This is a genomic window from Burkholderia lata (assembly GCF_902499025.1).
Lineage (GTDB): Bacteria > Pseudomonadota > Gammaproteobacteria > Burkholderiales > Burkholderiaceae > Burkholderia > Burkholderia lata_C.
The window spans coordinates 32933-45405 of sequence record NZ_CABVPW010000047.1 but is presented as its reverse complement, the minus strand read 5'-3'; the positions used below and the strand labels follow the sequence as shown (position 1 = coordinate 45405).

General features: G+C 66.3%; 13 protein-coding genes and 1 tRNA gene. 4 read left to right on the top strand and 10 right to left on the bottom strand.

What is annotated here, in order from left to right; translation table 11 throughout:
* Nucleotides 1-323: 323 nt before the first annotated feature.
* On the bottom strand, nt 324-1298 hold the full coding sequence (ybiB, locus tag BDI24065_RS34500) for a DNA-binding protein YbiB (RefSeq protein ID WP_175034950.1): 975 nt from the start codon (nt 1296-1298) through the stop codon (nt 324-326).
* Between the two features lie 195 nt (nt 1299-1493).
* Here ybiB and maiA point away from each other — a divergent pair, with 195 nt between their 5' ends.
* The gene (gene maiA / locus BDI24065_RS34495; RefSeq protein WP_175034949.1) at nt 1494-2138 is read left to right on the top strand and encodes a maleylacetoacetate isomerase; all 645 of its coding nucleotides are present in this window, start codon (nt 1494-1496) and stop codon (nt 2136-2138) included.
* A gap of 85 nt (nt 2139-2223) precedes the next feature.
* Here maiA and ftsY read toward each other — a convergent pair whose 3' ends face one another.
* Nucleotides 2224-3378, bottom strand: a complete 1155-nt coding sequence (ftsY, locus tag BDI24065_RS34490) for a signal recognition particle-docking protein FtsY (RefSeq protein ID WP_175034948.1) — start codon at nt 3376-3378, stop codon at nt 2224-2226.
* A gap of 215 nt (nt 3379-3593) precedes the next feature.
* Here ftsY and rsmD point away from each other — a divergent pair, with 215 nt between their 5' ends.
* The 3 genes from rsmD (at nt 3594) to BDI24065_RS34475 (ending at nt 5143) form a co-directional block, all read left to right on the top strand.
* Nucleotides 3594-4208, top strand: coding sequence for a 16S rRNA (guanine(966)-N(2))-methyltransferase RsmD (gene rsmD, locus BDI24065_RS34485; RefSeq protein WP_175034947.1), 615 nt, complete (start codon nt 3594-3596; stop codon nt 4206-4208).
* A 111-nt stretch (nt 4209-4319) separates the two neighbouring features.
* Nucleotides 4320-4817, top strand: coding sequence for a pantetheine-phosphate adenylyltransferase (gene coaD, locus BDI24065_RS34480; RefSeq protein ID WP_031403077.1), 498 nt, complete (start codon nt 4320-4322; stop codon nt 4815-4817).
* Between the two features lie 59 nt (nt 4818-4876).
* Nucleotides 4877-5143 (top strand): YfhL family 4Fe-4S dicluster ferredoxin, encoded by a 267-nt coding sequence (locus tag BDI24065_RS34475; protein ID WP_175034946.1) that lies wholly within the window; start codon nt 4877-4879, stop codon nt 5141-5143.
* 84 nt (nt 5144-5227) lie between these two features.
* Here the strand turns inward: BDI24065_RS34475 and hisC are convergent, their stop codons facing one another.
* From hisC to BDI24065_RS34435, 8 genes are all read right to left on the bottom strand, one after another.
* Nucleotides 5228-6295: a histidinol-phosphate transaminase gene (gene hisC, locus BDI24065_RS34470; protein ID WP_175034945.1), complete on the bottom strand. Its 1068-nt coding sequence runs from the start codon at nt 6293-6295 to the stop codon at nt 5228-5230.
* A 115-nt stretch (nt 6296-6410) separates the two neighbouring features.
* Entirely contained in the window at nt 6411-7010 is a 600-nt protein-coding gene (gene pth, locus BDI24065_RS34465) for an aminoacyl-tRNA hydrolase (protein ID WP_122946304.1), read from the bottom strand.
* Between the two features lie 121 nt (nt 7011-7131).
* The gene (locus BDI24065_RS34460; protein ID WP_039346059.1) at nt 7132-7737 is read right to left on the bottom strand and encodes a 50S ribosomal protein L25/general stress protein Ctc; all 606 of its coding nucleotides are present in this window, start codon (nt 7735-7737) and stop codon (nt 7132-7134) included.
* Between the two features lie 161 nt (nt 7738-7898).
* Nucleotides 7899-8861 (bottom strand): ribose-phosphate pyrophosphokinase, encoded by a 963-nt coding sequence (locus BDI24065_RS34455; protein ID WP_011353235.1) that lies wholly within the window; start codon nt 8859-8861, stop codon nt 7899-7901.
* 44 nt (nt 8862-8905) lie between these two features.
* A tRNA-Gln gene (locus tag BDI24065_RS34450) sits at nt 8906-8982 on the bottom strand.
* 55 nt (nt 8983-9037) lie between these two features.
* Complete coding sequence (ispE, locus tag BDI24065_RS34445) at nt 9038-9919, bottom strand: 4-(cytidine 5'-diphospho)-2-C-methyl-D-erythritol kinase (RefSeq protein ID WP_174986214.1); 882 nt, start codon at nt 9917-9919, stop codon at nt 9038-9040.
* A gap of 25 nt (nt 9920-9944) precedes the next feature.
* Nucleotides 9945-10565 (bottom strand): lipoprotein insertase outer membrane protein LolB, encoded by a 621-nt coding sequence (lolB, locus tag BDI24065_RS34440; protein ID WP_175034944.1) that lies wholly within the window; start codon nt 10563-10565, stop codon nt 9945-9947.
* A complete protein-coding gene (locus BDI24065_RS34435) occupies nt 10565-12388 on the bottom strand; it encodes a tetratricopeptide repeat protein (RefSeq protein WP_175034943.1) in 1824 nt (607 codons plus the stop codon). The genes lolB and BDI24065_RS34435 overlap by 1 nt, the downstream gene beginning before the upstream one ends.
* Nucleotides 12389-12473 lie beyond the last annotated feature (85 nt).

Here is a 12473-nt window from a genome sequence, read left to right as displayed (position 1 = left end):
GCGCTGCCTCGCTCCGCGGCACGTAAGCGCGCTGCGGATGCGGATGATCTTCGCGAATCGGCCGACGGATAGACGGACGAATGCTGACGACTTCGGGTTGTAAAAACTACGAGAGGGGTACTGCGAGGAACTGCTGGGAGGGACCGTGCGGACAGCACACGGCGCTACGAAAGCCTTAGGCTAGTCGTAGCGATAGCGGCCGCGCTAGGCGGCCGGAGGTAATTCGGAGGGTGTTCGGAAAGGAACGCATGAGGGCAACTCTATGCCAGGATGCGCTCGCGTGTCAAATGCCCCGCAAGTGGGGCCGGTTCGCGAGCGTACCGTCAGCGCGCGATGCGGGCGATCTGCACGATGGTCGCAACCTGCCGGGCAACCGTGTCGGGTACCGGCACCTCGCCGCGCAAGACGGCGTCGGTCCACGCGGCCGTCGTGGCCGCATCGCGCGATTCGGGCAGCGCGACGGGCGGTGCATCGGTCGACGAGCGCTCGGCCTCGATCAGCGTGTCGCACACGCCGTCGTGCAGCCAGTCGACCTGCACCTGGCGTCGCGTGTCGGCGACGGCTTCGCCCTCGGTACCGCGTGCCAGCAGCGCGCCGCCGAGCGCGGCGTCCGGATGGTCGCGGAACAATTGAGCCAGGCTGTCGCGGTACGGCGGGTGCGTGTAGTTGACGAGCCGCAGGCCGGCCGGCGCGAATGGCTGCAGGATCTTCACGAGCGTGTGCGTCGAGTTGCGCACGCCGAGCACGCTGCGCATCGACAGCAGATGCGCGATGCGCGGTGCCAGCACGTCGATCGACGCGAACGCGACGCGGCGCTCGGCAAGCGTGTCCTCGATCGCATCGTGCGATGTCGACGGCGGGAGCGACAGCGCCGAGAAGATCTCGGCGCTCGTCACGCGGCCCGGATCCTGCTCGACGCCATGCACGAGCACCGGCACGCCTTCGCGCGCGAGCAGCAGCGCGAGCAGCGGCACGAGGTTCGGCTGCTTGCGCGCGCCGTTGTAGCTCGGGATCGACACGGGGCGGAACGCGGCGTCCTGCACGTGCACCGGCTCGAACGACGCCTGCGCGGCGGCGAGCATCGCGGCCAGCTCGTCGGCGGATTCGCCCTTCAGCCGATAGGCGATCAGGATCGCGCCGAGTTCGACGTCCGACACGCGCGCGTCGAGCATCGCGCGATAGAGCTCGAACGTGTCTTCGGCGGACAGCGCGCGTGCGCCGTGCGGGCCGCGGCCGATTTCCTTGATGAAGCGGGCGCACGGGAACGGAACGGCGGCGGGATCGTGGGAGGCGGTCATCGGGGCGTGGGGCGGGCGGCCGGCATCGGGCCGCACTGTGAGCGGTGAGGAATGCCCCGAGTATCGCACGGGTGCGGCTGTCGCCAAGCGAGGCGGCGCGTCGCGGCGCGCTACACTCTGGTTCCCGGCGGTGCGCGCGCCGGCTGCGCCGCGCCCGTGCCGTTGCCGGCCGAATACGACTACGAGAGACATCCCATGAAGCTTTACAGCTATTTCCGCAGTTCCGCGTCGTATCGCGTGCGGATCGCCCTGAACCTGAAGCAGCTGCCGTTCGACTATGTCCCCGTGCACATGCTGCGCGACGGCGGCGAGCAACTGAAGGACGCGTACCGCGCGCTGAATCCGGACGCGGTCGTGCCGACGCTGATCGACGGCGACGCGACGCTGCAGCAGTCGCTCGCGATCATCGAATACCTCGAGGAAACCCATCCGGAGCCGGCGCTGCTGCCGAAGCAGCCGGTCGATCGCGCGTATGTGCGCGCGGTCGCGCTGCAGATCGCGTGCGAAATCCATCCGCTCGACAACCTGCGCGTGCTGAAGTACCTGAAGCACACGCTGCAGGTACCCGAGGAGGCGAAGAACGCGTGGTACCGGCACTGGATCGAGGCGGGCTTCGAGACGCTCGAGACGCGTCTTGCGAGCGATCCGCGCACCGGCAAGCTGTGCTTCGGCGACACGCCGACGCTCGCCGACGTGTGCCTCGTGCCGCAGGTGTTCAATGCGAACCGCTTCTCCATCGACACGACACGCTATCCGACGATCCAGCGGATCGTCGACCATGCGTCGACGCTCGATGCGTTCAAGGCCGCCGAGCCCGGCGTGCAACCCGACGCCGAGTAAGCGTGGTGCGCCCGCGGCATGGATGACCGGGCGCGCATGAAAAAGGGCGCCCGAAGGCGCCCTGTGCGATGCGTGCCGGCGGTGTTCAGCCGAGCAGCGCGTCCGCGAATTCGACCGCGCTGAACGGCTGCAGATCCTCGACCTTCTCGCCGACGCCGATGAAGTAGACCGGCACCGGGCGCTGCCGTGCGATCGCGGCGAGAATCCCGCCCTTCGCGGTGCCGTCGAGCTTCGTGACGATGAGGCCCGTGAGGCCGAGCGCGTCGTCGAATGCCTTGACCTGCGTGAGCGCGTTCTGGCCGGTGTTCGCGTCGATCACCAGCAGCACTTCGTGCGGCGCGCCGTCGTGCGCCTTCGAGATGACGCGCTTCACCTTCTTCAACTCTTCCATCAGGTGGAGCTGCGTCGGCAGGCGGCCGGCCGTGTCGGCCATCATCACGTCGATCTTGCGCGCGCGCGCGGCGCTGACCGCGTCGAAGATCACCGCGGCCGGATCGCCGCTTTCCTGCTGCACGACCGTCACGTTGTTGCGCTCGCCCCAGACCGCCAGCTGTTCGCGCGCGGCCGCGCGGAACGTATCGCCCGCGGCCAGCAGCACCGACTGGTCGAAGCTCTGCAGATGCTTCGCGAGCTTGCCGATGCTGGTCGTCTTGCCCGCACCGTTCACGCCGGTGATCATCATCACGAGCGGCTGCGCGCGGCCGAGCATCAGCGATTTCTCGAGCGGCGAGAGCAGCTCGACGAGCAGGTCGTGCAGCGCGGCCTTCACCTGTTGCGGGTCGGTCAGGCGGCCCGTGCGGACCTTTTCGCGCAGCGCGCCGAGCAGGTACTCGGTCGCGTCGACGCCCGCGTCGGACATCAGCAGCGCGGTTTCGAGTTCCTCGTACAGGTCCTCGTCGATCTTCGTGTTGACGAACACGCCGGTGATGCTCGAGCCCGTCTTGGCGAGCCCCGTTTTCAGGCGCGCGAGCCACGATTTCTTCGCGGTGGCGTCCTGCAGCGGCGGCGGGACGATTTCGACGGTCTCGACGACTTCGTCGCGGCCATCGTTGGTCGGCGTGACCGTCATCACGACGGCCGGCGCGGCCGGTTGCGCGGGCGCTTGCGGCACTTCGGCCGCAGGCGGGGCCTCGACCGCGGGCGCATCGGACGGTTCGTCCGTTTGCTGCGCGTCGGCCGATTGCGATTCCGCCGGATCGGGCTCCTGCGTTTTCTTGAATCGTTTGAAGAAGCTGAACATGGTCTGACGTCGGGAAGAGGGCGGGCCGCCGCCAGGGGCGGGCACCGGACGGGCCGTTCTGCGTTCGCGCGGGCGCGGCGCACGGCGGCCGAAACCGTGCATTTTATCAGTGCGGCGTGGCGCTCGCGCCAGTGTGCATCGCCGCTGTGGTAACGTGCGCCTGTTTAGCGGTGCGCCCTCTCGCGCGCCCGGTCCCTCCGTTGTCGATATTCCGTATGTCCCGTTCCTCTTCCGGCCGCCCGGCGGCCCCTTCCGGCCGCGGCAAGCCGCACACGATCCGCATCATCGGCGGTGACTGGAAACGTACGCCGCTCGCGGTGCTCGATCTCGACGGCCTGCGGCCGACGCCCGATCGCGTGCGCGAGACGCTGTTCAACTGGCTCGGCCAGGATCTCGAAGGCTGGCGTTGCCTCGACCTGTTCGCCGGCACCGGCGCACTCGGTTTCGAAGCCGCGTCGCGCGGCGCGGCGAGCGTCGTGATGGTCGAGCGCCATCCGCGCGCCGCGCAGCAATTGCGTGCGATCAAGGACAAGCTCGGCGCGCGTGCGGTCGAGGTTGCGGAGGCGGACGCGCTGCGACTCGCGGCCGGGCTCACGCCGGGCGCGTTCGACGTCGTGTTTCTCGATCCGCCGTTCGACGACATGGCCGTGCTCGAGCGCGCGATCGCGCTGGCGGTACCGCTCGTCGCGGCGGGCGGCGCGCTGTACGTCGAGACGGGGGCGGAGCTCGATCCGGCCGCGCACGAAGCGCTCGCAGGCTGGGAGGTCGTGAAGCACGGCAAGGCCGGTGCGGTTCACTATCATTTGCTGCGGCGCGAAAATGATGAATAATGCGCGTTCCATACGAGGCGGCGCGCCGCAAAGGCGACGCATGCCCATCTCGGCAGCGGCGTGCGCATCGCACGGCTGCCATCCCGTTTGCGTGATGACAGGAGGAGCGACATGGTAGTCGCCGTGTATCCCGGTACGTTCGATCCGCTGACGCGCGGGCACGAAGACCTCGTGCGGCGTGCGTCGAGCATTTTTGATACGCTGGTGGTTGGCGTCGCCGACAGCCGCGCGAAAAAGCCGTTCTTCTCGCTGGAAGAACGTCTGACGATTGCGAACGAGGTGCTCGGCCACTATCCGAACGTGAAGGTGATGAGTTTCACCGGCCTCCTGAAGGATTTCGTCCGCACCAACAATGCGCGCGTGATCGTGCGCGGCCTGCGCGCCGTGTCCGATTTCGAATATGAGTTCCAGATGGCGGGGATGAACCGCTACCTGCTGCCCGACGTCGAGACGATGTTCATGACGCCGTCCGATCAGTACCAGTTCATCTCGGGGACGATCGTGCGCGAAATCGCGCAGTTGGGCGGCGATGTCAGCAAGTTCGTGTTTCCGTCCGTCGAAAAGTGGCTGACCGAGAAAGTCGCTGCGATGGGAGGCCCTGCCGCGTAATGCGGCGCCGGCCGGTTTCGTTGCGAAGCCGGCCGCCGGCCTGATGAAGTGAGATCAGTATGGCTTTGATGATTACCGACGAGTGCATCAATTGCGACGTGTGCGAGCCCGAGTGCCCGAACGGCGCGATTTCGATGGGCCCGGACATCTACGTGATCGACGCGAACAAGTGCACCGAGTGCGTCGGCCATTTCGACGAACCGCAGTGCCAGCAGGTGTGTCCGGTCGAGTGCATTCCGCGCGATCCGCAGCATGACGAGTCGCACGCGCAATTGATGGAGAAGTATCACGCGTTGACCGCCGCAAAGGGCGAAGACGCGTCGTGACCCCGCGGTGACGCGCGCGCTCGAGTCCTTCGGCGCGCCCGTCACGCATCCGGATCGGCGCCGCCTGGCGCCGGTTCTCTCGTTTCAGGCCAGCAGCTCGCGCAATGCCGCGACGAGCGCATCGCATTCGGCGTCGGTGCCGACGGTGATGCGCAGGTGCTGGTCGATCCGCGGCAGCCGGAAGTGCCGCACGAAAATTTCCCGTTCCTTCAGCTTGGCCGCAATCGCACCCGCGTCGTGCGCGGGATGGCGCGCGAACACGAAATTCGCGGCCGACGGCACGATGTCGAAGCCGAGTGTGTCGAGCGCGTGCGTGAGCCGCGTCCGGCTGTCGATCACGCGCCGGCAGGTTGCACTGAAATAGTCGGTGTCTTCGTACGCGGCCTGCGCGGCGACTTGCGCGAGCCGGTCGAGCGGGTACGAGTTGAAGCTGTCCTTCACGCGGTTCAACGCGTCGATCAGCGCTGCATCGCCGAACGCGAAACCGACGCGCATACCCGCGAGCGAGCGTGCTTTCGACGTCGTGTGCACGACGAGCAGGTTCGGGTAGCGGTCGATCAGCGTAATCGCGGACTGCGCGCCGAAATCGACATAGGCCTCATCGATCACGACGACCGACGACGGATTCGCGGCCGCGATGCGCTCGACGTCCGCGAGCGGCAGCGCGCGCCCGGTCGGCGCGTTCGGGTTCGGAAACAGCACGACGCCGGCATCGTCGAGATAGTCGTCGACGTGGATCGAGAAGTCGTCCGCGAGCGGCACGATCCTCGTCTCCACGCCGTACAGGCGCGCATAGGTCGGATAGAAGCTGTACGTGATGTCGGGGAAGCGCAGCGGCCGGTCATGCTTGAGCAGCGCCTGGAACGTGTGCGCGAGCACCTCGTCGGAGCCGTTGCCGACGAACACCTGTTCGGGCTTGATACGGTGATGCGCCGCGACCGTCTCGCGCAGCGCGCGCGCAACCGGGTCGGGATAGCGGCGCAGCGTGTCGCCGGTCTCGCCGAGTTCGCGTGCGATCGCCGCGACGACGCGCGGCGACGGCGGATAGGGATTCTCGTTGGTGTTCAGCTTGACGGGGTGTGCGAGCGCGGGCTGCTCGCCCGGCACGTAAGGCACGAGTTGCTGAACGACGTCGCTCCAGTAACGGCTCACCGCTTGGCTCCTGTCGGGCAAAACGACCAGATTACCGCATGTGCGCGCAGGGTGGGGCAGGCGGGGCCGCCCGGCTGCGCCGGACGGCTCGAAGCACCGGAGCGGTGCGATGCGGTCAGTTGCGATGCAGCTGCATCGTCGCGCGGTCGAGTTCGCCCTTGACGACCATCGGCATCACGGCGAGCGCGCGTTCGATCGACGCGTCGATCACGTCCTGTTCCTCGCGGCGCGGCGGCTTCAGCACGAAGTTCGCGACGTCGGGCTTCGCGCCGGCGCGCGCGCTTTCCGGAATCAGGTCGCGCGGATGGCCGATGCCGATCCGCAGCCGCCAGTAATGCTGCGACGACAGGTGCGCGGTGATGTCCTTCAGGCCGTTGTGGCCGCCGCTGCCGCCGCCGAGCTTCAGCTTGACGGTGCCGGGCGGCAGGTCGAGCTCGTCGTGCGCGACCAGGATCTGGTCGGGCAGGATCTTGAAGAATTGCGCGAGCGCGACGACCGACTGGCCGGAGCGGTTCATGTAGGTTTGCGGCTCGAGCAGGTGGACTTCCTCGCCGTGCAGGCGCGCTTTCGCGTAGAAGCCGTGGAAGCGGCGCTCGTCGCGCAGCGTCGTGCCGGCTTCGCGGGCAAGCTGGTCGATCAGCCAGAAGCCGGCGTTGTGGCGCGTCGCGGTGTATTCCGCCCCGGGATTGCCGAGGCCGACGATCAGTTTGATCATGACGTTTCGAGGGCGGCAACGGCCGCCTGGGCGCAGAAAAAGAAAAACCCGCCGGGCAAGCCGCGGCGGGTTGCGTCGACCGTTTCGTGAAACGGATCGATGGGGTGCGCAGGCAGCCCGCTTAGGCAGCCGGCGTTTCGCCTTCTGCTGCGTCCGACACGGCACCAGCCGGGACCGTCGCCGATGCGACAACCGGGTTTTCCGCGTCGACGTGCGCGACCAGCGCGACGCCCTTCGGCAGCGTGATGTCCTTCGCGTGCAGCGATTGACCGGCTTCGATCTTCGACAGGTCGACTTCGAGGAACTCCGGCAGGTCAGCCGGCAGGCACTCGATTTCGATTTCCGTCGCGACGTGCGAAACGATCGCGCTCGACAGCTTCACGGCCGGGCTGATTTCAGCGTTCAGGAAGTGCAGCGGTGCCTTCGTGTGCAGCTTCTTCTTCGCGTCAACGCGCTGGAAGTCCACGTGCAGCACCAGTTGCTTGAACGGGTGGTATTGCACGTCGCGCAGCAGAACCTGTTGCGACTGGCCGGCCACTTCGAGGTCGAGGATCGACGAGTGGAAAGCTTCCTTCTTCAGGGCGTGCCACAGGGCGTTGTGATCGAGTTCGATCTTTTGCGGGGCTGCTTCGCCACCGTAAACGATACCCGTGGTCTTGCCAGCGTTGCGCAGGCGGCGGCTCGCACCCGTACCTTGCTCTTGGCGCTCGAAAGCGACGACTTTCATGTGATTCTCCAATAGCTGCCCGCGACCAGGCAGTAAAACGGGGCCGTCAAACGGCGGCCCCCGATAAAACGGCCGGGGTTTCGTCTATCCCGTCCGATTGTGCAAAAAGCGAAGCGTTGCCGCTTCGCTTTCTGCGCATGCTTTGTTCAGTCGATTCGCGATCAGGATTCCGCGAACAGCGACATCACCGAATCGCCGCGGCGAATTCGCGAGAACGTTTCGGCCAGCAGGCTCGCGCTCGTCAGGGCACGGATCTTCGAGCAGCCGAGCGATTCGGCGGACAGCGGGATCGTGTCGGTGACGACCAGCTCGTCGAGTGCCGATGCGGCGATGCGATCGCCTGCGCCACCCGACAGCACCGGATGCGTAGCGTACGCGAATACCTGCTTCGCGCCGCGCTCCTTCAGTACTTGTGCAGCCTTGCAGAGCGTGCCTGCCGTATCGACCATGTCGTCCATGATCACGCAGGTGCGGCCTTCGACTTCACCGATGATGTTCATCACTTCGGAGACGTTCGCCTTCGGGCGACGCTTGTCGATGATCGCGAGATCGCAGTTGAGCTGCTTCGCGAGTGCCCGGGCACGCACCACGCCACCGACGTCCGGCGACACGACGAGCAGATCCGAGTAGTTCTGCTTGCGCAGGTCACCCAGCAGGATCGGCGTTGCGTAGATGTTGTCGACCGGGATGTCGAAGAAGCCCTGAATCTGGTCGGCGTGCAGATCCATCGTGATGATCCGCTCGACGCCGGCGATTTCCAGCATGTTCGCGACGACCTTCGCCGAGATCGCGACACGCGCCGAACGCGGGCGGCGATCCTGACGGGCGTAGCCGAAGTAGGGGATGGCAGCAGTGATCCGGCCGGCGGATGCGCGCTTGAGCGCATCGACCATGATCATCAGTTCCATCAGGTTGTCGTTCGTCGGCGCGCACGTGGATTGCAGGACGAAGACGTCCTTGCCGCGCACGTTTTCCTGGATCTCGACCTGGATCTCGCCGTCGGAGAAACGGCTGACCATTGCTTTGCCGAGGGGGATTCCAAGGATATTGACGACTTCCTGGGCGAGCGCGGGATTCGCGTTGCCAGTAAAGACCATCAGGCCATCATGGCTGTGGCTGCTCATCGTGCACCTGCTTCAGGCTTGGGCGGGAAATGCGGGAAAATTTTTGGCAGGGGAGGAAGGACTCGAACCCTCGCATGCCGGAATCAAAATCCGGTGCCTTGACCAACTTGGCGACTCCCCTACACTTAACTGATAACTTCACCGGACTCGTGTAGGCCATCCGGCAAAGTAAAACTTCATGACGCGAAAGCGAAGAGCGGATGCTCGTTCAGGCTCTCGGCAACTGCACCGTTCCAACCGGTGGGCAGCTTGGCTTGCGCCGCTTCTGCCTCATGCTTGCTGCGAAACGCTGCAAACACACTTGCTCCGGAGCCGGTCATCCTCGCGGGGGTCACATCATACAACCATTTGACCACCTGCGCAACTTCCGCGTACTTACTTGTCACAACTTGCTGCATATCGTTCCGACCGAAACTATCTGGCCATCCCGCGTCGCTGCTTTGCTGTGCAAGAAAGTCCGTAATTGTGACGCGCTTCGAATCTCTTGTCAACAACTTATCTGAAAATATTTCAGCGGTTGGGACATGAACGCGGGGCGTTACAACCAAGAACCAGCGAGTCGGCAATTGTACCTCAGCTAATTCTTCTCCGATACCCTCTGCGAACGCATTTTTTCCAAAAATAAAAAACGGGACGTCTGCGCCGAGTTTGACTGCGAGCGATTGCAATTCGGCGCGCGGCAAATCGAGTTGCCACAGGCGGTTCAGCGCGAGCAGCGTCGTTGCCGCGTCGGAGCTGCCGCCGCCGAGGCCGGCCCCCATCGGCAGGCACTTGTCGATCTCGATGTCGACACCGTGCGCGGTGCCCGTATGCGCTTTCAGCAGGTTGGCCGCGCGCACGACGAGGTCGCTTTCCTCGGGCACGCCGGGCACGTCGGTGACGCGTGCGACGCGACCGTCGTCGCGCAGCGTGAAGTGCAGCGTGTCGCCCCAGTTCAGCAACTGGAACACGCTCTGCAGATCGTGATAGCCGTTCGGACGGCGGCCGGTGATGTGCAGGAACAGGTTGAGTTTCGCGGGCGCAAGGCAGTTGCGCAGCGAGCGGGTCGAATCGGTCATGCGTAGGTCTGGGCTAGGCGGGTGCTCACTGATCGAGCACGAGCTTGATGTCGAGCGGCGGCGTCGCGCGCACGAGGTTGACGCGTTTGACGCCCGTGGCCGGGGCATCCGCGTAGGCGAGGTAATCGATCGTCCAGCCGTCCTGGCGGATCTGCTTGACGCGCGTGCCGTCGGCCGGATCGCGCACCGTCTCCGCGGGCGTCGCGGGTGCGGCTGTCGGCAGCAGCCAGTAACGCAGGCCCGCGAGCGGCAGTTCGAAGCCGAGCGTTTTCTGCATCAGGTCGCCGACGTCGGGCGCATATTGCGTCGGACGGTTCGGCAATTCGAGCGACGCTGCCTGCGGCGTCGACTTCACGACCGCGAGCGTCTGGCCGAGCGGGCTGCGCAGCTCGAGCGACACGTCGTCGCCATGCTCCTGCCAGTCGAAGTTGCCGTACACGTTCTGCTGCTTGCCGAGACGGTCGTCGTACTGCACCGCGAAGCGGCCATGGTAAGCGTGCGTTGCGGCGGTCTGCAGCGCCGCGCCCGTCGGCGCACTTGCCGACGGCGGCGTGCTCGCGCAGCCGGCGAGCGCGAGCGCCGCGCCGGCTGCGGCCAGCGTGCGCTGCGCGCGGGAGGACAGGAAAAACGTCGGGAACATCTGCATCAGAGACCGTTGATCTGGAAGCGTTTCAGCGTCTGCACGAGCGTGTCGTTGTCCGGCTCGAGCTTCTGCGCGTCACGCCACGCGGAACGCGCGTCGTCCTGCGCGCCGCTCTTCCACAGCACTTCGCCGAGGTGCGCGCCGATTTCGGCGTTCGGCTGCAGTTCGTACGCACGCCGCAGCACCTTCGCCGCGCCGGCCGTATCGCCCATCCGGTACTTCACCCAGCCGAGGCTGTCCATGATGTAGGCGTCGTTCGGCGCGAGCGTCATCGCCTTGTCGATCAGCTTGCTGGCTTCGGGCAGCCGCTGGTTGCGGTCGGCGAGCGAATAGCCGAGCGCGTTGTACGCCTGCGGATTGTCGGGCTGCGTGCGGATCAGCTCGCGCAGCTGCTTTTCCATCGTCGTGTAGTGGCCGGTCTTTTCGGCCGCCATCGCGTAGTCGTAGCGCAGGTCGGGATCGTCAGGGAAGTCCTGGACCGCCTGCCCGAGCCGCGCCTCGGCTTCCGGATAGCGCTTCGCGGTGAACAGGATCGACGCGTCGGTGCGCGCGACCACGGCCGCATCGCGCGGATCCGTGATCGGCAGGTCGTCGAGCACCTTGCGCGCCTCGTCGGTCTTGCCCTGTTTCTGCAGCAGTTGCGCGCGCGTGATCTGCGCGGGGAGGTAGTGCTGGCTCGTCTGGTCGACCTTGTCGAGCCATTGCGACGCCTGCGCGTCGTTGTTCTGGTCGATCGCGATCTGCGCGAGGTAGATGTAGCCCTGGCCGACGTCGAGGTTCGGCTGCTTGTCGCCGAGCTGTACGTACTGCTTCAGGTAGCCGGTCGCGTCGTCGAGCTTCTTCTGCTGGATCTTGATCAGCGCCAGCGCCATCAGCGGCGTCGGATCCTTCGAGTCGAGCTTGCGCATCGTCTCGAACTGCTTCTGCGCGTCGTCGAGGCGATCGTCGGCGAGATAGAGCTGCGACAGCGCGAGCCGTGCATCGCGCGACTTCGGATTCTGCTGAACATACTTCTCGAACGACGCGATGCCCGCCGCGCGTTCCGCCGGCCCCATCTGCGACAGCATCAGGGCCGCCGGCAGGTAGTCGGGGCGGATCTGCAGCGCCTGCTTCAGCGACTGCGCGGCGCCGTCCTTGTCGTCGACCGCGAGCTGCTGGCGCGCGATCGCGAGCTGGGCCTCGGGCCGGTTCAGGTCGTTCTTCAGCATGTCCTTCAGCACCGCGAGGCCGCCGACGCGGTCGGGGCCGCGCACGAGCAGGGCCTGCAGTGCAAGGATTGCCGGGCCGCGCGTCTCGCCGGTCGCCCGGACCAGTTCGCGCGCGAGCATCGGTTGTGCGTCGGCCGGCTTGCCGGCGAGCACCAGCAGCGCGGCGTCAACCTGCGATGCGCGATTCGAATCCGGCGCGTACTGGCGCCACAGGTTCGCGGCGGACAGCGCGTCGGCCGGGCTCTGCGCGCCGAGCGCGATCTCGGTCGCACGCTGCGCCATGCGCGGATCGCGCGTGTCGCGGGCGAGCGCGAGGTAGGTCTGGTAGGCCGGCGCGGGCTGGTTGCGCTGGAGCGCGACCTCGGCGGCGAGCACCTGGTAGACGATCTGGCTCGTCAGCGGCACGCCGGGGAGATCCTTCTGCTCGTCCGGCATCACATGCTCGAACGCGCCCTGCGAATCCGCGTCGTCCGATGCCGGATCCTGCGCGTGAGCCGGGAAGGCGGTGAGGGTCCAGGCGGCAAACAGCGCGGCGCCGAGTGCACGGCGGACCGGGAAGGCGCGCACGCCGCGCACGGCGGCGGGGCGCTTCTGAAGCAGCTTCGAGGGCAGGGTCATGGAAATCCGTTCGATGTTTCAACCGATTGTAACGCGCTCGCTACAATACACGCACGATCGTGAATCCAGTCTCAGACCCGCAAAA

What these genes read in the sequence shown, in the direction of transcription:
- ybiB (WP_175034950.1), bottom strand. Translation starts at nt 1,298, where the DNA reads ATGACCGCCTCCCACGATCCCGCCGCCGTTCCGTTCCCGTGCGCCCGC.
- maiA (WP_175034949.1), top strand. Translation starts at nt 1,494, where the DNA reads ATGAAGCTTTACAGCTATTTCCGCAGTTCCGCGTCGTATCGCGTGCGG.
- ftsY (WP_175034948.1), bottom strand. Translation starts at nt 3,378, where the DNA reads ATGTTCAGCTTCTTCAAACGATTCAAGAAAACGCAGGAGCCCGATCCG.
- rsmD (WP_175034947.1), top strand. Translation starts at nt 3,594, where the DNA reads ATGTCCCGTTCCTCTTCCGGCCGCCCGGCGGCCCCTTCCGGCCGCGGC.
- coaD (WP_031403077.1), top strand. Translation starts at nt 4,320, where the DNA reads ATGGTAGTCGCCGTGTATCCCGGTACGTTCGATCCGCTGACGCGCGGG.
- BDI24065_RS34475 (WP_175034946.1), top strand. Translation starts at nt 4,877, where the DNA reads ATGGCTTTGATGATTACCGACGAGTGCATCAATTGCGACGTGTGCGAG.
- pth (WP_122946304.1), bottom strand. Translation starts at nt 7,010, where the DNA reads ATGATCAAACTGATCGTCGGCCTCGGCAATCCCGGGGCGGAATACACC.
- BDI24065_RS34460 (WP_039346059.1), bottom strand. Translation starts at nt 7,737, where the DNA reads ATGAAAGTCGTCGCTTTCGAGCGCCAAGAGCAAGGTACGGGTGCGAGC.
- BDI24065_RS34455 (WP_011353235.1), bottom strand. Translation starts at nt 8,861, where the DNA reads ATGAGCAGCCACAGCCATGATGGCCTGATGGTCTTTACTGGCAACGCG.
- ispE (WP_174986214.1), bottom strand. Translation starts at nt 9,919, where the DNA reads ATGACCGATTCGACCCGCTCGCTGCGCAACTGCCTTGCGCCCGCGAAA.
- lolB (WP_175034944.1), bottom strand. Translation starts at nt 10,565, where the DNA reads ATGCAGATGTTCCCGACGTTTTTCCTGTCCTCCCGCGCGCAGCGCACG.
- BDI24065_RS34435 (WP_175034943.1), bottom strand. Translation starts at nt 12,388, where the DNA reads ATGACCCTGCCCTCGAAGCTGCTTCAGAAGCGCCCCGCCGCCGTGCGC.